General features: G+C 53.5%; 18 protein-coding genes. 10 read left to right on the forward strand and 8 right to left on the reverse strand.

Features of this window, described 5'->3' with window-relative positions; genetic code table 11:
* The 4 genes from DOU50_RS12950 to mmuP form a co-directional block, all read right to left on the reverse strand.
* On the reverse strand, window positions 1-312 hold a 312-nt coding region (locus DOU50_RS12950), incomplete at its 3' end, for an ATP-binding cassette domain-containing protein (RefSeq protein WP_148769521.1).
* Between the two features lie 10 nt (window positions 313-322).
* Complete coding sequence (tauA, locus tag DOU50_RS12955; protein ID WP_023293188.1) at window positions 323-1,285, reverse strand: taurine ABC transporter substrate-binding protein; 963 nt, start codon at window positions 1,283-1,285, stop codon at window positions 323-325.
* A gap of 213 nt (window positions 1,286-1,498) precedes the next feature.
* Window positions 1,499-2,431, reverse strand: coding sequence for a homocysteine S-methyltransferase (mmuM, locus tag DOU50_RS12960; protein WP_148769522.1), 933 nt, complete (start codon window positions 2,429-2,431; stop codon window positions 1,499-1,501).
* A complete protein-coding gene (mmuP, locus tag DOU50_RS12965; protein ID WP_008503244.1) occupies window positions 2,418-3,818 on the reverse strand; it encodes an S-methylmethionine permease in 1,401 nt (466 codons plus the stop codon). The genes mmuM and mmuP overlap by 14 nt, the downstream gene beginning before the upstream one ends.
* A 363-nt stretch (window positions 3,819-4,181) precedes the next feature.
* Between mmuP and DOU50_RS12970 the strand changes: the two genes are divergently transcribed.
* Window positions 4,182-5,291, forward strand: a complete 1,110-nt coding sequence (locus DOU50_RS12970; protein ID WP_024906767.1) for an AI-2E family transporter — start codon at window positions 4,182-4,184, stop codon at window positions 5,289-5,291.
* Window positions 5,292-5,411: 120 nt separating this feature from the next.
* Entirely contained in the window at window positions 5,412-7,196 is a 1,785-nt protein-coding gene (locus DOU50_RS12975) for a diguanylate cyclase (protein WP_148769523.1), read from the forward strand.
* Window positions 7,197-7,227: 31 nt separating this feature from the next.
* Here DOU50_RS12975 and DOU50_RS12980 read toward each other — a convergent pair whose 3' ends face one another.
* Both DOU50_RS12980 and DOU50_RS12985 read right to left on the reverse strand, forming a co-directional pair.
* Window positions 7,228-7,737, reverse strand: a complete 510-nt coding sequence (locus tag DOU50_RS12980; RefSeq protein WP_148769524.1) for a hypothetical protein — start codon at window positions 7,735-7,737, stop codon at window positions 7,228-7,230.
* Window positions 7,738-7,753: 16 nt separating this feature from the next.
* Entirely contained in the window at window positions 7,754-8,653 is a 900-nt protein-coding gene (locus tag DOU50_RS12985; RefSeq protein WP_090418099.1) for a LysR family transcriptional regulator, read from the reverse strand.
* A 109-nt stretch (window positions 8,654-8,762) separates the two neighbouring features.
* On the opposite strand from DOU50_RS12985, the gene DOU50_RS12990 reads away from it, so the two are divergent.
* Window positions 8,763-9,968 carry an L-dopachrome tautomerase-related protein gene (locus DOU50_RS12990; protein WP_148769525.1) on the forward strand — a complete coding sequence of 402 codons (1,206 nt, stop codon included), beginning with the start codon at window positions 8,763-8,765 and terminating at the stop codon, window positions 9,966-9,968.
* Here the strand turns inward: DOU50_RS12990 and DOU50_RS12995 are convergent.
* Window positions 9,965-10,369 (reverse strand): helix-turn-helix domain-containing protein, encoded by a 405-nt coding sequence (locus tag DOU50_RS12995; protein ID WP_148769526.1) that lies wholly within the window; start codon window positions 10,367-10,369, stop codon window positions 9,965-9,967. The genes DOU50_RS12990 and DOU50_RS12995 overlap by 4 nt on opposite strands.
* A gap of 123 nt (window positions 10,370-10,492) precedes the next feature.
* Window positions 10,493-11,137, reverse strand: a complete 645-nt coding sequence (locus DOU50_RS13000; RefSeq protein ID WP_032646111.1) for a TetR/AcrR family transcriptional regulator — start codon at window positions 11,135-11,137, stop codon at window positions 10,493-10,495.
* 179 nt (window positions 11,138-11,316) lie between these two features.
* On the opposite strand from DOU50_RS13000, the gene DOU50_RS13005 reads away from it, so the two are divergent.
* The 7 genes from DOU50_RS13005 (at window position 11,317) to DOU50_RS13035 (ending at window position 20,550) form a co-directional block, all read left to right on the forward strand.
* On the forward strand, window positions 11,317-12,813 hold the full coding sequence (locus tag DOU50_RS13005; protein WP_148769527.1) for an efflux transporter outer membrane subunit: 1,497 nt from the start codon (window positions 11,317-11,319) through the stop codon (window positions 12,811-12,813).
* Between the two features lie 48 nt (window positions 12,814-12,861).
* Complete coding sequence (locus DOU50_RS13010; RefSeq protein ID WP_032646109.1) at window positions 12,862-14,004, forward strand: HlyD family efflux transporter periplasmic adaptor subunit; 1,143 nt, start codon at window positions 12,862-12,864, stop codon at window positions 14,002-14,004.
* 13 nt (window positions 14,005-14,017) lie between these two features.
* On the forward strand, window positions 14,018-15,562 hold the full coding sequence (locus DOU50_RS13015; protein ID WP_228117533.1) for a DHA2 family efflux MFS transporter permease subunit: 1,545 nt from the start codon (window positions 14,018-14,020) through the stop codon (window positions 15,560-15,562).
* A gap of 489 nt (window positions 15,563-16,051) precedes the next feature.
* A complete protein-coding gene (locus tag DOU50_RS13020) occupies window positions 16,052-17,125 on the forward strand; it encodes a catalase family peroxidase (protein ID WP_148769528.1) in 1,074 nt (357 codons plus the stop codon).
* On the forward strand, window positions 17,122-17,709 hold the full coding sequence (locus DOU50_RS13025; RefSeq protein WP_148769529.1) for a cytochrome b: 588 nt from the start codon (window positions 17,122-17,124) through the stop codon (window positions 17,707-17,709). The genes DOU50_RS13020 and DOU50_RS13025 overlap by 4 nt, the downstream gene beginning before the upstream one ends.
* Before the next feature lie 397 nt (window positions 17,710-18,106).
* Window positions 18,107-18,601: a molybdopterin-dependent oxidoreductase gene (locus tag DOU50_RS13030; protein WP_048990400.1), complete on the forward strand. Its 495-nt coding sequence runs from the start codon at window positions 18,107-18,109 to the stop codon at window positions 18,599-18,601.
* 17 nt (window positions 18,602-18,618) lie between these two features.
* Window positions 18,619-20,550, forward strand: coding sequence for a putative bifunctional diguanylate cyclase/phosphodiesterase (locus DOU50_RS13035; RefSeq protein WP_032646104.1), 1,932 nt, complete (start codon window positions 18,619-18,621; stop codon window positions 20,548-20,550).
* Window positions 20,551-20,603 lie beyond the last annotated feature (53 nt).

Here is a 20,603-nt window from a genome sequence, read left to right on the forward strand (position 1 = left end):
CTGTTCACGATTGACGCCCGCAAGCTGCAGCCCAAACGCCACGTTTTCCTGCACGTTGCGCCACGGGAGCAGGCCTTCATTCTGGAAGACCACGCCGCGCTCGGCGCCGGGGCCTTCTACCTTTTTGCCTTCCAGTTGAATGGTGCCATGCTGATAAGGGACAAACCCGGCGATCAGATTCAGCAGCGTGGTTTTTCCGCACCCGGACGGGCCCAGCACCACCAGCAGTTCACCGCTGTCCAGCGTCAGGTTGATCTCCTCCAGCGCGGGTTTGCCACCGTAATCAGCAGACAGATTTGTAATATTCAGCATGGCGGACTCCTTATTTCACAAAACGATCGGTCACGTACTGGCTGTAATCCGCTGCCACCGCGGGCACTTTGCCCTGCTCTTTCAGGAAGGTGGCGGTATCAACAATCGCTTTGTTTACCGGCCCGGTCAGCTGCTGCACCTGCTGCGCGGGGGTCAGATAGGTGTTGCCCTTCACCAGCCCCGGCACGTCCGCTTCCGGCACGCCGCTCAGGCGGGAGAGTTTTTCCAGGTTGGCGGGCTGCTTCAGCCATTCATCCGGGTTAGAGATGTACGGCTGCTGGGCGTCAATCGCGCTTTTGGCGAAGGCTTTCACCACCTCTGGATGTTTCTCGGCGAAGTCTTTGCGCACGACCCACACGTCGAGGGTTGGCGCGCCCCACTGGCCCACTTTTTCGGAGTCGGTCAGCACGGTGCCGTCTTTTTCCAGTTCGTTCACTGCCGGTGCCCACACATAGGCCCCGTCAATGTCGCCGCGCTGCCAGGCGGCAATAATCGCCGGCGGCTGCAGGTTGATGATTTGTACCTGCCCCGGCTTGATGCCCCAGTGTTTGAGCGCCGCCAGCAGGCTGTAGTGGGTGGTGGAGATAAACGGCACGGCGATGCGTTTGCCTATCAGGTCTTCCGGCTTGGTGATGTTTTTCTTCACCACCAGCGCTTCAGAGTTACCGAGCTGCGAAGCGAGCAGGAACACCTCAATCGGCACCTGCTGGCTGGCCGCAACCGCCAGCGGGCTGGAGCCGATATTGCCGATCTGCACGTCGCCGGAGGCTAACGCACGCACGACGGAGGCCCCGCTGTCGAACTTGCGCCAGTCGACTTTCGCGCCGCTCTCTTTGGCAAAGGTGTTGTCCGCCTGCGCGACTTTCGCCGGTTCCGCAGAAGTTTGATATGCGACGGTGACGTCCACCGCCTGTGCCTGAAATGCCCACAGCGCCAGTGCGCCGAGAAGTGTGATTCGCGATGAAATTGCCATAGTGCCTGCTCCCCTTGTTGTTATGAGGGCAGTATTTCCAACGCGAGAATTTTGATAAAGGAATAAAAATGAATCGCTCATAACGATTCGTTTTTAGATAAAAAGCGGGAAAGGATAGTTGGTTTTGTGCAGTTGTTTTTTTTCCCTCTCCCCGTGGGAGAGGGTCAGCGATCCGTAGGACGGGTAAGGCGTAGCCGCCACCCGGCAAAGCACTCAGCGCTGCGCGTTAAGCTCAGCAATATCCTTCGGCGTGGTGCGACAGCAGCCGCCAATCAGCTTCGCTCCGGCATCCAGCCACTGGGGCAGATACCCTGCCAGCGTCTCGCACGCTTCACCGTGGTGGTGCCAGGTTTTGGTCACCGCGTCATAATGCTCGCCCGAGTTCGGGTAAACCACCAGCGGCAGCGGCGTCAGGCTTTGCAGATGCTTCAGCGCCGCCGTGGTGTTTTCCAGGGCGATGCAGTTAATGCCCAGCGCAACAATGCGCGGAGAGTTGGCCAGCGCGCTGACCACGTCACGCAGGGGCGTACCGTCGCTCAGGTGCTCGCTGTCCCGCAGGGTAAAGGAGAACCACGCCCGGGCGCGGGGATATTCAGACAGCAACGCCGCCAGCGCCTTAATCTCCTCAAAGGACGGTAGGGTTTCGCAGGCCAGCAGGTCAGCGCCCGCATCCAGCAGCGCTTCCACGCGCGGGCGATGGAAGTCGGTGAATGCTTCCGCACTGCGCACGTAGTCGCCGCGATACTCTGAGCCATCCGCCAGATACGCGCCGTACGGCCCAACGGAGCCCGCCACCAGCAGCGTGCCCGCATGCGGATTTTCAGCCAGATACGCTTCGCGCGCCTTACGCGCCAGTTCCACGCTTCTGCCAATCAGGGCTCGGGACTGCGCCTCGTCCAGGCCGCGCGCCGCAAAACCCGCAGGCGTAGCCTGATAGCTGGCGGTGATCGCCACCTGCGCGCCCGCGCGATAGTAATCAAGATGCACTTCGCGGATAAGCTCCGGGTTTTCCATCAGCACTTTGGCAGACCAGAGGCTGTCTGCCAGGTTACAGCCGCGCGCCTCCAGTTCCGTCGCCATCGCGCCATCCAGCACCACAAACGGCTGCTTTTCAAGGAGGGCGGTAAGCGGATTATTCTGCGACATGTTCGGGCTCCTGCGATGTCATATTTCGGGTCAGATAGTAGGCACCATAACACAGGGCGACAAACGGAATCCCGCAATAAAGGGCAATGCGCTGGCTTGGGTCAAACCACAGGCCGACACAGGCCACCACGCAGAGGATAAAACCGAGCACCGGCACCAGCGGATACCACGGCGCGCGGTACTGCAGCGCAGAGAGCGGCTGACCGGACTGCAGATGACGACGACGGAAAACGAAGTGCGACGCGCAGATGCTGATCCAGACGGCCACCACCGCAAAGCCAGAAATCGCCGAGAGCGCGACAAACACCGTGTCCGGCGCCACGACGCTTGAGAACAGCGCCAGCACGCCGCCGAGCATAGAGACCGAGAGCGCCGTCAGCGGCACGCCGTTTTTGTTCACGCGGGCAAAGCAGCGCGGGAGCGTTTTCTCATTAGAGAGCGACCACAACATGCGCCCGGAGGCGTACAGCCCGGAGTTCGCCGCCGAGAGGATCGCCGTCAGGATCACGAAGTTAAAAATATCCGCCGCGTAAGGAATACCGACCTTTTCAAACACCAGCACGAACGGGCTCTTTTCCACGCCCGCCTGCTGCATCGGGATCAGCGCCGCCAGCACAAACACGGTGCCGATAAAGAAGATAATCAGGCGCGCAATGGTGGTGCGGATCGCCACCGGAATGACCTTGTGCGGATTTTCCGTTTCCCCTGCGGCGATACCGATAAGTTCGGTCCCGGAGAAGGCAAAGTTCACCGCCACCATGGTCATCAGGATCGGCAGGCCGCCGTGCGGGAACCAGCCCTCGGCGGTGATGTTGCTTAAGCCCGGCGCGGGTGAACCGTCCTGCATCGGGATAAAGCCAAAGACCGCTGCGCCGCCAAGGATAATAAAGGCGATGATGGTGATGACTTTCACCAGGGAGAACCAGAACTCGCCTTCCGCAAAGAAGCGCGTTGAGATGACGTTCAGGCCAAAAATCACCACGCAGAAGACCACGCACCACGCCCAGACGGGCACCTGCGGGAACCAGTACTGCATGCAGAACCCGGCGGCGGTAAAGCTCGACCCGAGCGCCACCGTCCAGGTGAGCCAGTAGAGCCACGCCACGGTGTAGCCCGTCGCCGGGCCAAGATAGCGGGCCGCATAGACGTGGAACGCGCCGGTTTCCGGCATCGCCACGGAAAGCTCGCCCAGACACTGCATCACCAGCCAGACCACCAGCGCGCCTATCAGGTACGCCAGCAGCGTGCCCGCCGCCCCGGTCGTGGAAATGATGTAGCCGGTATTGAAGAATAACCCTGTCCCAATCACGCCACCCAGCGAGAGCATAATCAGGTGGCGTGTTTTCATGGTGCGCTTAAGCTGCCCATTTTCTTGTTGTGTTTGCATATTACCTTCTATACGTATGGACATCTAAACATCCAAAGAAGGTGTGTTATACCGCGATTGTTAATAAAAAGCTAGATGACCAGACGCAAACGGGCGCGCCGCGCGCTGAGTCTGGGGTGGGTTGTGAGGATCACATAGAGAATCGGACGCCAGGCCATAAGCACCTCCGCAAGCAGATACTTACAGCATGGTGCGGGAAAAGGCGCTCTTCGGTCAGTCGAAAGTGGTATCCGTAAAGCGCGAAGTCATACCGTAACACTGCCCGCAGGACGGGTAAGGCGCAGCCGCCACCCGATGCAAGGTTGGTAATTCTCACAATCAGTTCTATAGTCGACACAGTTTATGAGTAACCAGGACTGACTGATGCGCTTTAACGGACTGACTAAAGGTTTCTTTATTTTCATTCTCGCCCTTGTGACCTGGGCCTTCTTCGACGTGCTGTCGCCCTACTTCTCCGCGATACTGTGGGCCGCCATTCTGACCGTCATCTTCAACCCGGTAAAAAACAAGCTGCGCGCCGCGCTGGGGGATCGCAACGGGCTGGCCTCGCTGTTGACCATCGGTATTATCTGCCTGATCGTCTTTATCCCGCTGATGGTGATCCTCTCCTCGCTCGCCATTGAGCTGAACGTGGTTTACACCAAACTGCAGGAGAACAACACCCAGTTCCCGGAGGTGGTGGCAAGCATCTTCAACCACCTGCCTGACTGGGCCAGCGGCTTCCTCGCGGATCACAACCTGACCAACGCGGCGCAGATCCAGAAAAAACTCTCCGATGTCGCTCTGCAGGGCGGACAGTATCTGGCGGGTAGCGCGTTCCTGATTGGCAAAGGAACGTTTGGCTTTGCGATTAGCTTCGGCATCATGCTGTATTTGCTGTTCTTCCTGCTGAAAGACGGCCCGTATCTGGTGCGCCAGATCCTCGACTCCCTGCCGCTGTCTGATTTCGCCAAGCAGCACCTGTTCGCCAAATTCGTCGGCGTATCGCGCGCCACGGTAAAAGGGACGGCGGCAGTGGCCGTGGTTCAGGGCATACTCGGCGGTATTGCGTTTGCTATTGCGGGTATTGACGGCAGCGTGCTCTGGGGCGCATTGATGGCGTTCCTCTCTCTGGTGCCCGCCATCGGCTCGGCGATTGTCTGGGTGCCCGCCGCCATCTTCCTGTTCGCCACGCACCAGATCTGGCAAGGGCTGTTTATTGTCGGCTTCTTCGTGATCGTCGTCGGGCTGGTGGACAATATCCTGCGCCCGCTGCTGGTGGGGAAAGACACCAAAATGCCGGACTACCTGATTCTGATCTCCACTCTCGGCGGCATGGAGCTGTACGGCATTAACGGCTTTGTGATCGGGCCACTCATCGCCGCGCTGTTTATCGCCTGCTGGAACCTCTTCTCAGGGCGCGATCACGAAGGTAACGCCGAAGAGCTGGACCCCGATTTCATCGAAGAAGGAAAAAACCCTCCAGATTTGTAAGGACGTGACGATAAAGACCACACCAGGCGGCGCTGTGCCGCCTTTTTTTTACGCCTTAAATCAAACGTTTTCTATAATTTGAAGAACGCCATCCTACTCATGTCGTAAAAGGATCATCTGGTGCGAATCGCGACGATAACAAACTGGGCCTACGGTGCTACGGTCTGCCTGACCATCGCCTCAGGCATTATCATGCTGTTGGCATCCAATGCTGACACGGCAGAGCGTCACGCCGTTGAACAACGCCAGCGATTCGATCAGCTCACAGAGGATGTTGAGACAGACGCCTGGGCACAGTCCGATTTAGCGCGCCTTTACGTCATCAAAAAAGATCCCCAAACGTTAAGGGAATACGGTCAGGCAGAGAATGGCTTGAAAAACATCGAGATACTGCTGGAAAAACTGCGGGACAACGGCGCATCGGATGATGAGCTGTCCCTGCTGCGCGAAGGCATAAAAATCATCGATGAGCTGCAGGACGAGCAGCAGACCGCCCTCGCCAGCCTGGCGCGAGGAGAAGACGCCCAGGCCGTTGCCCTGCTCTATGGTGCGCCCTATGAGCAGGAGCTGGATCGCGCGCAGAATCAGATCGATCACTTCCGCCAGATACTCGACAAACGCGTCATCGCCTCCGTTCAGGAGGCAACAAAAAAATCGAAAGCGCTGCGTACCGCCTCTGAGCTAACGGTCGGCCTGACCGCCCTGCTGTTCTTGTTTGTGCTTGGGTTCATCTTAAAACGCCGCGTGCTGCGTCCCGTGGTGCGCCTGAGCGACGTGGTGCACCGTCTGGCATCCCAGGATTACGCGGTTGAAACGCCCAATTTCAACCAGATCGATGAGATAGGCGATATGGCCCAGGCTATCAGCATCTTCCGTGAAAACGGCCTTGCGCGACAGCGTCTGGAAAAAGAGCGGGATGCAGACTGGGCCATCCGCGAGCTGCTGGCACGCATGACCCAGCGGCTGCAGGGGTGTGAAAACTTTAACGATGTGATTAACGTGGCGGAGCTGTTTGCGCCGAATATCGCGCCGGGGATCGCGGGCCGGCTCTACGTGCTCGACCGCGAACCGTGGCAGATGCGCTGCGTTGCGCAATGGCTTTCGCCGGTCGGTGAAGAAAATACGTTCCATCCGGACGAGTGCTGGGCCGTGCGTCGCGGACAGAGTCACCCGCCGGTGAACGGCGAGCCCGATATCGCCTGCTACCATCTTCCGGCATCCCAGGCCGAAAGTTCGCTTTGCGTGCCGCTTATCGCTCAGGGCGAGGCCATTGGCCTGCTCTCCTTCCAGAACATCACGGCGGAGAATGCCCCTTCCCGCGCGTATCTGGAACTGATGGCCGAGGCGCTCGGGCTGGCGCTGGCCAACCAGCGTCTGCGCGACGCATTGCTGGAAAAAGCATTGTTTGACCCGCTCACCGGGCTGCGAAACCGTCATCATCTGGAAGATACCCTGCAAACCCAGACGGCACACGCGAAACGCACCGGCGTGCCGTTAAGCTGCATGATGATCGATATCGACCACTTCAAGAGTATTAATGACCGCTTTGGTCATGAAGCGGGCGACCTGGTGATCAAAAGCGTGGCGTCCATTGTTCAGCGGGCCGCACATGACAACGGGCTGGCATTCCGCTTCGGTGGCGAAGAGTTTCTGGTGCTGCTTTCCGGTGCCGATGAAGCAGAGGCGTACGCCTGCGCGCAGAAGATTTACACCGGCGTGCATGAGCTGTCGCTTCGCTACGGGCTGACCGAGATTGGGCCGGTGGACGTGTCGATTGGCATTGCCAGCTACCCACAGCATGCCCAGACCGACAACCTGCTGCGCGCTGCGGATGTGGCGCTATACCGGGCAAAAGAGCTGGGACGCGCGCGAATTGTGAGTTTTGGGGTGCTGGAGGCGGGCTGACGCTGATTCTCGCGCCCTGACTTTCCCCGGTTCAGGCGCGGGTGATAGCCCAAAGCACCACAATCCCCAGGGCATTGCTCCGCTTTTCCACATACAGGGTGGTATCGGAATAAACATGACCCTGCGGGTTACAGATGCGAATCTCTTTTTTTAATTCCGGCTCGTAGACTTCCGCACCCGAGCAGCTGTGGCGGGTACTGGATTCATACCGGTAAGGTTTGCTCCAGGCCGAATAGTCCCCCTCCAGCAGCCAGGCCGTTGTAAAGACCACGAACATGGCAACCGGCAGACTGCAAATAAAGAAGCCGAGGTAGATTTTTACCGCGCCAGCAAGGCGCTTACCTTTCAGTCTCCCCTTTCTGATGAAATAGACCATCGGCACCAGCGCCAGCAGCAACGCCCCACAGGCAAGGTACTGCTCCCCGCGGATCGAAAGGTATGTCACGCGGTAAATGTTGACTGACCAGACCACAAAACCCGATATCAGTGCTATCCCGCTCACGATGAGTGGGATCCAAAAGGAAAAACGCGCTTTTTTCATGGTGGACTCGTCCTTGTCATTCTTGTCGGGTCAGAAGGTCAATCATTGCCCGGGTGGCTGCTGACTGACGTCGGTGCGGGGCAAACAGCACGGAGAAAGGTCGCGATCGTCCCCGAAGGTGCGGCAGCACCTCAACTAACTGGCCGCCCTGTATTCTGTCGCGAACGATAAATTCATAGCTCTGGCAGATCCCCATCCCCTGCTCCGCCAGCGAAACCACGCCGAGTACATCGTCCGATATTTCAATGGTTGAACCCGGCAACCAGTCAATATCGCGCCCTTCATCATGAAATACCCAGGGGGCGATACGACCGGTGCGCGGCATGATAAACGGCAGGCACTGATGGCGCTGCAGCTCTTCCAGCGTCTGAGGCTTTCCTCTCCGATGCAGGTAGTCCGGAGAGGCGACCAGAAGCAATGCCGCGTCTTCCAGCTTACGCGCCACAAGTCCACTGTCAGGCAACTGTCCCAGACGGATCGCCAGATCGAACCCCTCTGCGATCAGGTCAACGTTGCGATTGGTAATGTTCAGCTCCACCTGTACGCGCGGGTAACGTTGATTATAGTGCGCCAGCAGCGGCGGCAGGCGGTAGTGGGCATAGGTGGTCGGGACACTCATTCTCACTCGACCGGTCAGATCGCCCTCCTGACCCCGGCCAACGCGTTCGGCGTCATCGAGCAGAGAAAACGCTGAGCGCGCCTGCTCAAGATAGACGCGTCCGGCTTCAGTCAGCCCCACCCGGCGGGTCGTGCGCTGTAATAGCTGCCGTCCAAGACGCGCTTCCAGACGGGTGACCGCGCGGCTCAGTACCGAAGGGGTGGTTGAAAGGGCAACCGCTGCGGCAGTAAATGAGCCGTGCTCAACCACAGCAATGAAGACTTCTACGTCGCCGAGGTAATCGAATTTCCGGCTCATTTTGCTCTCTCAGGAACAAATGTTTTTCAATTTGGCTAATTTATCTCCCGTTGGGCGATGAGTAAAGTGGCCAGCATTCATCACCTGAACGTTCCACTGGAGCCTGTCAATGTTCAACCGTCCCCATATTCTGCCCGCCATCGCAATGGCGGCGTTGTTCTCTTTCACGAGTGTTGTCAACGCGGCGAACCACCCGCCTCTGGAGCGCTGGCGAAGCTACGCCGGCGTGAGCTGGGATACCGCTCAAGACGGAAAGATACCTGCGACGTTTTCCGGTTCGGTCAATGCCCCTATTGCAGGTATCCACTTTGATGCAATGGACCGTGCCTTTGTCAGCACGCCCCGGCTGGTTTCCGCCGCAGCACCCGCCACGTTAAGCATTCTGGATACGACGGCGCAGTCTGGCCCTGCCCGCCTGACGGCGTTTCCCTCCCGCGAGGGGAATGCGGTGAACACCGATCCCGCTCAGAGCCTGCGCAACGTGCTCGGTTTTTATATTGACCGTAAAAACGGCTGGCTATGGGCGCTGGACATGGGGTTTGTTGCAGGCGAAACAGAGTCCCCCGCGGGGGCGCAGAAGCTGGTCGTACTGGATCTCCACTCTGGCCGCACCATCAAACGTATCGCCCTGGACAGCGTAGCGGACCGCAAGGCCAGCTTTCTGAATGATGTGGTGGTCGATGAGAACCGCCGTGTCGCCTATATCTCCGACAGCGGCTCGCGGAGTGCGCCTGAAAACCAGGTGGGACTAATTATCGTTGATTTCGCTACCGGTACAGCCCGGCGCGTGCTCGATCGTCACCCTGCGCTGCAGATTGAGCCAGGCGTTAACGTCGTCTCGCACGGGGTTGAAGTCTGGCCTGGTAAACCATTACTGATTGGTATCAATGGCATTGCGCTTTCACCCGATGCGGGTACGCTGTACTGGACGGTGACAACCGGCACGCGCGCCTATGCGGTACCGACTGCAATACTGAGGCAGCCTGCGTCAACCAATGCGCAAATTGCCGGGCAGATCCGCGATCTGGGTCGCGTGGGGGGCAACACCGACGGAATGGTGACAGATGTAAAAGGTAACCTCTACATTACCGATGTCACACGCAATGGTATCGTCAGATACGATCCTGAAACCCATGCCATGTCGCTGATTGCGGCAAGCGAAGAGGTGCGATGGCCAGACACGCCGGCAATCCGTCCGAACGGAGACCTGGTATTTACCTCGAGTCGCCTCAATGACCACTTCGCGGGAGCCGTTAAACCGGGAGAAGAACGCTATGATTTGTGGCGCTTGCGTCGCGATGCTTCAAAGGATTAGTCGCACGTCACCTCAGTAATCAATATCGACAAGCCATTCATGTCATGACTTTTTTTAGCCATCTCACGGTATTTGGTTGGGGAGAGTCCATATTGATTCGAGAACGCTCTGCTGAACGTTGACGGCTCTTCGTAGCCTAACATTGTAAATATATCTGAAACAGAGAGCTGCGTATGTCTGAGCATATGCGCGGCTTTTTCAAGTTTCCGGCTTCGAATATAGAGACCGATACTTATGCCACACTCCTGGCGAAAGTTTCGTTGAATATAAGCCAATGAATAACCGGATTTTCGCGCCACATCCAGAACGGTAATAGGTCTATATAAATTCGAGTCAATCCAGTGAGTCAGGGACTTAATTACAGCTTCACGATCTTTTAAGAGAGTAAACTTTATACACATAAGTATCCACGAAATTTTATTTACAAGAAGGCCGCTGGCAACGTCATCCAATGACAATTGAAAATAATATTTCCTAAAAGAAAAATCACCCTAATAATAGGGTGAGAGAATGCTTACTGTATTTTAGTGAGATGTCTTTGCAACATCCTCATTTTGTTCAGGACCATACAGTTTCATAAACGCATTAACGGAGGCCTGCGCTTTCATGACAATTTCACTTTCGTCCGGCTGATCCTTTCGCGCTTTTAAAAGCAAGGGTTCAAGGATACCGGCCTGGAGAAGAGAGCGAAAATACTCAGCGGCCAGCACAGGGTCATCTTTTCTTAAGATATTTTGATTCATTAAATCGGTGAAAAGCGCCGATACGTTTGAACGCAGTTTTTGCATTCGCTCATAATATAACTCTCCGATTCCCGACCTTCCGGCTTCGGAAATCATTAATCTTTGCAAATCCACAATATCCGGTGAACAAATATAGCGTAAAAAGGCAACGGCAAATTGCTCGATGACCAGCTGTGGTGATTTTCTGAAAAGGCGCACCTGCCCTGCAGTTTCAATAGTCATGCTCTTTATATACTGTTCAGTTTCTGAAGACATGCATTCTACAAATAGCTCTTCTTTCGAAGAAAAGTGACTGTAAATTGTTGATTTTGAGCCACCCACAATCGCGTTAATCTCTGAGATAGACGTGGCATCAAATCCCTTTTGTCGAAACAGTCCGGATGCGACTTCCAGAATCTGTTGCCGTTTAAGCGCTCTTTTATCCATATGTTTCCTCGTTAGTTTAGGTGTCTGACCGGGGCCAACACTTTTTGTTCTCTGATTTCGGAATCACGTCTGGTAGTAGGGTTCGTAATCGTACTGACGAGTACATTTTCATTTGACGGCGCTCAGAAGTCAAGATATAAAGTGTACCGTACTGTACGGTACTGTATTTGGACTTCTCTATGAACAGCATGACGAGCGTACTGATGAAAGGTTTTCAGGAGACACTACTGGGGTGTCGTATTTCCGATTTAACCCGGTCCAGAATAGTGATGGGCTGTGTTGTCATTTCCGCCATCAGTATGAGCGGATGCGCCATGATCCCCGACCTTGGCACCCCACCGCCTATGAAGACGGTCACACAACTTAAAAGCGATCAAAGCTTCCCACATCAGAACGGCCAGTGGCCGAAAGATGACTGGTGGAAGAAATACGGTGACGAGCAGCTCAACGGGCTGATTGATGACGCGCTTAAAAATTCCCCTACGCTTAACATCGCCGAAGCTCGCGTGAAACAAGCGCAGGCGATGACGCAAAGTGCGAGCGGTTCGCTTTTCCCTGAGGTCACCGCAAACGCCAGCTTTATGCGGGACAAAATGAGTTACAACTATGTGACGCCTGAAAGCGCAACGCCTCAAAACTGGAACAGCTATGGCCGTACCACGCTGGATATGAGCTGGGAAATAGATTTTTGGGGTAAAAACCGCGCCGCGCTCGCGGCTGCAACGTCAGGTGAAATGGCGGCTGTCGCGGAAGAAGCACAAACAAGGCTGGTGCTCTCTTCTTCTATTGTTACCGTTTACGCGGAGCTGGCGCATTTATACACCGTACGCGAAACGCTTAACGATACCCTCACTATACGAACCAGTACGCTCGCGTTGTTCCGGCAACGACATGATGCGGGGCTTGAAGATTTATCCAGCCTTCAACAGGTTGAGACGCGTCAACTCAACGCAAAAGCAAATCTGGTGGCAATAGATGAAGCGATTGCGATCAAAAAACATGAGCTCGCTGCATTGATCGGTGATGGGCCTGACAGATCGCTGGCCATAACCGCGCCTAAGGCAACGCTTTTAGCGCATGAGGAACTTCCTCCCAATATTGCGCTGGATCTGATTGGTCGACGTCCTGATATTGTCGCGGCACGTTTACGCGCAGAGGCTGCAGCAGAGCAAATCAAACAGAAAAAAGCCGGTTTTTACCCCAGCGTTAATCTGGTTGCCTTTGCCGGGTTCCAGTCACTGGGTATTAACAACCTTACCCGGAGTGGTTCAGCAATTGGCAGTTTTGGTCCGGCCATATCGTTGCCAATATTTAATACGCAAAAGCTACAGGGTGATTTGAAATACGCCAGCGGTGAATATGGTATTGCGGTGAACGTTTATAACGCCACGTTAACGAATGCACTTCGTGAAGTGAGCGATGCACTCACCAGCAGAGCCTCTCTGAAAGACGAGATGCTTTATTCTCAGGGTGCAGTCACGTCGGCAGAAAAAGCGTATTCGCTCACCAGACAAAGGTATGAAGGAAAGGTCGCTGATTATCTCGACGTTTTATCCTCGGAAGATGAGCTGGTTGCGGCCCGCAGAAAATTAGCCGATGTAAATTCCCGTGCCTTTACGATTGACGTCGCATTAGCGCGTGCATTGGGCGGCGGATATACCTCGAGCAAACAGTGATTTTTAACACCAGGTTAATTACTAAATAGTGGAAAGAAAGGAAATAAAATGAGTCATTCTGCAGCTATTGAAAATCAAAATATTGAATCATCCGATATCAAAAAGAAAAAAAGAAAACGTTTATTCTCTTACCTTGCATTAAGCATCGCGCTGGCTGGCGCAGGCTCGTTCGCATATTGGGAATTAGTGGGTTCTCGCTATGTTGAGACCGATAACGCCTATACCGATGTCGAGTCCGCTCAGCTCTCTTCCGCGATCACCGGTACGGTAAGTGCCATCCTCGTCACGGATTCTCAGGTGGTAAAAAAAGGTGATGTTCTGATCCAGCTGGATCCTACTGATGCAGAGTTAGCCCTTAATCAGGCGGAAGCAAACCTGAACCTGTCCATTCGGCGGGTAAATGGATATAAGGCCACCGACACAAAACTCGGCGCTGAAGTTGTGGCAAATGAAAAAGAGCAAAAACGTCTGCTGGCCCAGGTTGATGCCGCAAACGCTGACTTCCAGCGCGCGACGGTTGACCTCAAGCGACGCGAGGCGCTCATGCAGACAGGCGCGATTTCAGGCGACGAACTGACGCGTATTCAAAACGTTTATGCTTCCGCTCTGGCAAACCTGAATGCCGCTAAAGCCGCCGTGGCGCAAGCCGATGCAGCAAGACAGGCGGCAGTGGGTGCAAGACAGGCGAATGCCGTAATGATTGAGGATGCAAATACCGAGACCAACCCAGAAGTCGCTCTCGCCAGAGCAAAGCGCGATCAGGCCAGACTGGATCTGGAAAGAACCGTGATCCGTTCGCCAGTTGATGGCGTGGTTGCTCGTCGCCAGGTCGAGCTTGGGCAACGTGTCCAGCCTTCCACGCCGTTATTGTCCGTGGTGCCGGTACAGCAAATTCACGTCAATGCCAACTTCAAGGAAGTTCAGCTCCAGCATGTGAAAGTGGGGCAGAAAGTGGAACTGGTGAGCGATCTGTACGGCGACAACGTTCCTTTCCATGGCACGGTAGAAGGCTTTGATGGCGGCACCGGCGCAGCGTTTTCAGTTATTCCTGCGCAGAACGCAACGGGTAACTGGATTAAGGTTGTTCAGCGTTTGCCCGTGCGCATCAAACTCAATGCTGATGAGCTTGCAGCACATCCGTTGCGGGTTGGGCTGTCCATGAAAGCGACAGTTAATTTAAAAAGTGAATAACGGAAACCAGGCTATGTCTACATTCGTTATCGATAACCAGCCGCCTTCGCTGAAGGGCGGTATGTTATGGGTGGGTGCCCTGGTTCTTGCAATGGCAAACTTTTTAGCCGTACTCAATATGACCATTGCAAACGTCACTCAGCCCAACATGGCTGGCGCCCTGGGCGCAGGAACCAGCCAGGGAACCTGGATCATCACGGCCTATGCCGTGGCTGAAGCCATAACGGTGCCGCTATCAGGATGGTTAACCACCCGGTTCGGCGGCGTGCGCGTTTTCTGCATTTCCGTGTTCATGTTTGGCATTTTTTCTTTGCTTTGCGGCCTTTCCACTTCTCTGGGAATGCTGCTGATGATGAGGGTTTTTCAGGGCATGGCGGGAGGCCCTCTGATGGCCTTATCACAAACGTTGCTCCTGCGTATTTTCCCGAAAGAAAAATCCATGCAGGCGACGGGATTATGGGCAATGACCACATTGCTGGCACCCGTTATAGGCCCGGTTCTCGGTGGCTGGATTTGCGATCATTACAGCTGGTCGTGGGTGTTTATCATCAACGTTCCGATGGCTATCGCTTTTTCAGTCATCGCGTGGTCAGTATTAAAAATCTTCGAAGATGAGCTGGTTAATAACGCTATTGATATCGTTGGGTTTGTTTTACTGGTTATCTGGGTTGGTGCACTGCAGATCATGCTGGATGAAGGGAAAGACCTTGACTGGTTTGCCTCAGAAGAAATTTGGGTTCTGGCGATTGTGGCCTGTATCGGCTTTTTAAGTTTCTGCATATGGGAGCTGACCGCCGATCATCCGATTGTCGATATCAGCGTTTTTCGCCATCGTGGTTTTTCGGCCAGCATGTTTGTGCTCGCGCTTGCGTTTGGATGTTTTTTTGGTCTGAATGTTCTCACGCCGTTGTGGCTACAATATAACTTAGGGTATACAACAACATGGGCAGGGATTGTGGTTGCCTGGGGCGGCCTTCTGCAGGTGGTCTTCTCTCCGGTTGCCGCTAACCTTTCCAACAGAATCGATCCGCGCATTCTTATCTTCTTTGGCTGTGCCTGGCTCGGTCTCGATACCTTCTGGCGCTCCTATGCGACGACCGATATGGATTACTGGTCCATCTGTGTCCCTTTGTTATTCATGGGCGTTGGCATGCCGTTGTACTATGTCCCGATTACGGGGCTTGCAATGGGCTCTGTAGATGAAGCGGAAATGCCCTCGGCGGCCGGGTTAATGAACTTTGTTCGAACGTTATCAGGCGCGTTTGCCACATCGCTCGTGACGACGTCCTGGCAGGACCAGCGCTATATTGCGCATGACAGACTGGCGTCCGTCGTTGACCCGACAGGCGATCTTTCACAGTACATCAACTCGGCGCCTCAGCAAGGTGGGCAGTTTGTTAGGGAGCTTTTTGACAAGATGGTTAACAGCCAAAGCATGATGCTTTCTACCAATAATCTGATGATGTCGATAGGCGTCATATTCTTTATCGCTGCTTTTGCTATTGCTTTAGCACCGAAACCCTCTCGCGTTGTTGATGCCGCATCTGTAGGACATTAATCGTTATTCAGCACAGGGATGTGAGCGTCAAATAAAAGAGAACATTTAATGGAAGAAATACCAGGACTTTCTGTACAGGAAAAGCGTTGCTTAATATCAGAAATATATTGTTCAATATATAAAAAAGTGGACGCTTCCCAGTGGAAGAAGCGTCCTAAATCAGGCAATTATTCAGACACAGATTGAAACCGTTAACTGACGATCTCATCGATAATATCGCATACTCCCTACTGTTCATTATTTACATTTTCTGCCATCGCCTACCTGTTTCGCCAATCTTTCTCGCTGGGTCACCGACTCGGTCACAACTTCCGACACGATGAGTAAACCGGTCCTTTTGACAGCGGAAAGGTTTAAACTTTTCGTGATATTCTTTCTTTACGCCCCTTAGTTCCTATACTCGAGCCATATTCGCCACTGTATTAACACCTGTCACGCGCAATACGTTGCGCATAACAGATGAAGATATTTTGTTCTGGAAAAACGTCTATGTCGAAACTGGATTTGAGGTCCAAAAAAACCTGGGGCGCGCTGGCTGCAATCGCCGTTGTCGCCGGTACATTAGCATCTGCTTTTGCATGGACGGCGGGCTGGCTTGGTTCACGCACGGTCAGCCAGGCACTGGTAGGGGAAACACCGAAACCCTTCCCGCCGGGTTTTCGCCGCGCGCATGGAAAAGGCATCTGCTTTGCCGGCACCTTTACGCCAAACGGCTCAGGGGTTTCTCTTTCAACCTCCCGCCTCTTCTCACAGCAGGAAGTGCCCGTGGTGGGTCGATTCTCTATTGGTACTGGCGATCCGCATGCCCCGGATAGTTCGACCAAAACCCTGAGCATGGCGCTGCTGCTGAAGACAGATGACAAGCAACAATGGCGGATGGCGATGAACAACGAGCCTTTCTTCGCCACGCACAGCCCGGAAGGTTTTCTGGCCTTGCGAAAAGCCACGGCCATTGATGCGGCCACCGGCAAACCGGATCCGCAGCGTCTGGCAGACTTTTTGAAAGCGTACCCGGAGGCGGAGAAATACCTTAAATGGGCGGCACAAAAACCTGCGCCCGGCAGCTTCGCGGGCGCGACGTTTTACAGCATTAACGCCTTTTACCTTGTGAACGCGCAGGGGGATCGCCAGGCCGTTCGCTGGATGATGCGTCCGCACGAGCCTTTCCTGTCGATAAGCGATGAGCAACGACAGAAAGCCGATGACAACTTCCTGTTCGAAAACCTGCGTCAGCGCCTGGCGCAGAAGCCACTCTACTGGGATTACGTTTTGCAGCTCGCACAACCGGGCGATCCGGTGGATGACCCATCCCAGCCATGGCCGGACGATCGCAAAAAGGTGGTGACCGGCACGCTGGAAGTGACGCGGGTCGAAGCACAATCCACAGGCGCGTGCCGCGACGTTAACTTTGATCCTTCTGTCGTTCCCGCAGGCGTTGCGGTGTCTGATGATCCCATCTTAAACGCCCGCTCCGCGGCCTACTCCCACTCTTTCAGCCGCCGTGAGCGGGAAATCGGCTACGGCAAGGCCACCGAAGCCGTGCAAAAGCAGGAGGTAAAATGAGCTCAAATAAAGATATGCGAGCGCTCACGCCGCAGCATTTCAATACCCTGGCGCGAAGCCTGCACTGGCTGATGGCGGTGATGATCCTGTCCATGCTTTTCATCGGTGCCGCGATGATGACGTCGTTACATCACCGGATTTGGCTAATCGACCTCCACCGGCCGCTGGGGATCGCCATTTTACTGCTGGCACTGGTTCGTCTGGTCAACCGCCTCCTGAGCCGCACGCCCCCACTTCCTGCCGATTTGCCCGTCTGGCAGGTGCTTGCCGCAAAGGCATCACACTGGATGCTGTATGGGTTAATGCTGGCAATGCCGCTGCTGGGCTGGGCGCAGCTGTCGGCAGCGGGCCTGCCAATTGTCATGTTTGATGGCGTCAACCTGCCGGCGATTGTCCCGACCAGTCCAGCACTCTATGCCTGGTGTCACGACGCCCATAGCCTTCTGGCAAAGTTGCTTTTTGCCGTGGTGCTGGTCCATCTCTCCGCCGCACTCGTTCATGCGTGGATCTACCGGGACGCAGTGTTTGCCAGCATGGCGAAAGGGGGTAAGTCGGCGTCAGCCATCCGGGATGACATGAAGTAAGGCAAGCGGTAGGGGACACGCACAATCAGAATGTTCGTGTCCTCGCTTATCATCATCCTGAAACAGCGCACACAACCGGGGCGCGTATTTCGTCGCCAGATTCGCGCGCCAAAAAGCCACGGACACCCCGCAATTATCGTGGAAGATAATATCTCTCAATTAAAGCGATTATTTTTTAAACAGAAGAGCATTTATGCCCGCAATTTTAGCTTTTATCAAAAAGTTAAGCGTCGCTCTAGTATCAAACACCCAGACACCCGCAACACCTAACTCATTGATTAAAATGAGTTTACATCAATAAAAACGATAAAACCCCCTACTCCCCAACAAAATATATCAACTCGTGTGATATCTAAATTATAATTCTTATACTTCTGTTAAAAAGGTGGAGGTCAAAATGCGATTAACCCTACTGCTGTTATGCTGTCTGGTACAAAGTGTAACCTGGGCTGGCGACCTGCCAAAACCAGTTGGTAAACCCATTTTAACGATTTACGGTAATATAGAAAATACCAATGAAAATGGAAAAGCAGTGTTTGATCTCGCCAGCCTTGAAAAACTCGGAGTAGTGAGTTTCGAGACGACTTCCCCCTGGTATAACGGTCGTACGAAGTTTGAGGGTGTCCCCATGAGCAAGCTCATGGATTATGTGGGTGCAAAAGGTACGAACATTAATGTTATTGCGCTCAATGATTACTCAACCGTCATCCCTCTCAGCGACTTTAAAAAATACAACGCCATACTTGCCTTAAAGGTCAATGGCGAATATATGCGCATCCGCGATAAAGGCCCATCGTTCATTGTATACCCCTATGACAGTCTTCCTGAGTTGAATAATCAGATTTATTACTCACGATCAGCATGGCAGGTAAGCAAAATGAAGATTGAGTAGTCGTTCAGGAGAACATAATGAACAGGATACTGGTTGGTATCATTTTTTCTCTTTTTATCACGACAGGATATATTGCATACCTTGTTTATGATCGACAGCAGGAATTGCAAAAACTGACTCAATACACTGAGTCCTGGTCCGTGGCACAACTGGTATCAGAGTATTACCGTTTTGAATCATGGCTTGGTCTATACGCAACCGATACTGATGACGTTACGATAGACCAGGTCCGTATGCGCCTCGAAATTATGCTCAGTCAGGGCGATTTAATGAAGGGAGGCGATTTAGGTCGCTACATTGACAGCGATAAAACGCATCAGGAGCTCGCTTTACGCTTAGAAAAAATACTGGCCTATCTGGATAGTCATCTTGAAAAAATGAGCCATCCGGAGTTACAGGCGTACCTGACAAATATGCATGAGCTCGACGCACCACTCAGCCAGCTGTCTGCAACGGCATTAACGAAAGATATTAACACGGTTAATGAATCCAACAACAAAATACAAATCCTGTATTATATTTATTCCGCACTTTCTTTGCTTCTGGTGATTTTAAGCTTTATTCTTGGCTTCTTAATGATCTACCAGAATAAAAACATTCTGAAAGCACACATGCAGGTTAAAAGCCTGGCTGACGAACTTCAAATATCAAAAGAAAAACTGCAAATTCAGAACTCGAAGCTGGAATATGATGTTTATCATGACTCCCTCACCGGCATGAAAAACCGCCTTTTCTTCTGGGACGATCTCAACAAAATTAATCTTCAGGCAGATAAAAACCACGTCCCTGTCACGGTGATGTTATTTGATTTAGACCGCTTCAAAGAGGTCAACGATACCTATGGCCATGATACGGGAGATTTGCTGCTGAATCAGGTATCCCGACGGCTGACCTCGATGAGCAGCGCAACGGATACATTTTACCGTTTGGGCGGCGATGAATTCGCCCTTCTCTCCAGCGGACTCACGGAAACCGCCGCCGTTTCGCGCGCCAAAGAAATCAGCGATCATATCAGCCAGCCCTATACGATTAATAACCAGCTGATAAAAATTGCCACCTGCGTGGGCATCGTTTTATCAGATAATGAACGACGCTCTGATTATCTTTACAAATTTGCCGACCTGGCCCTCTATGAAGCGAAAAAAGAAGGTTCGCAGCAGATCAAAGTCTTCCGGCAGTGGATGCTGCAAAGACTGCAGGAAAGCAGGACCCTTGAACATGATATGGCTCTGGCGATCGATCACAATGAATTCGTTGTGTATTACCAGCCTATTGTCGATGCATTCAGCAATGAAATTTACGGCTATGAAGCGCTTATTCGCTGGATACACCCGGTGAAAGGGATACTCGCGCCAGATTATTTTATTTCCGTCGCTGAAAAAACGGGAATGATCAATGAGATCGGCAAGTCGGTGCTTGAGATGGCCTGCCGGGAAGCGGTGTCCTGGGCGGTGCCGGCCAGGATCTCGGTGAATGTCTCACCCGTTCAGCTAGGCACTAAATCGTTTACCACGATGGTACAGTCCATTCTGAAAGAGACGGGGCTACCGGCCAACCGACTTGAGTTAGAGGTAACAGAGTCGTCGCTCTTCAGTGACAGCAACATGCCGATCACTATTCTCAAAAAGCTCCGGGCACTGGGCGTAAAAATTTCCATCGATGATTTCGGAACGGGATATTCCTCGCTTTCACGACTGAGTGAACTTAATTTTGATAAAATTAAAATCGACAAATCCTTTGTGAACCCGATATCCACGCAGGATGATGCCCTTAATATCGTTAAGTTAATTACCGGCATGGCGAAAAGCCTCAACATGCGGGTCATTGCAGAGGGTGTTGAAACCGAAGCGCAGCTTGAACGTCTTCAGGCGCTTGGCTGCGATCTTGTGCAGGGATATCTGTTCGGAAAACCACAGGCTGAGATTGACAGGAAGATTAGATACGGTTGAAATGGTTGTGCGGTTGTTTCTGGCCCAAAATCATGTAGACGATTGATAATCAA

The organism is Enterobacter sp. C6 (genome assembly GCF_008122455.1).
GTDB lineage: Bacteria > Pseudomonadota > Gammaproteobacteria > Enterobacterales > Enterobacteriaceae > Enterobacter > Enterobacter pseudoroggenkampii.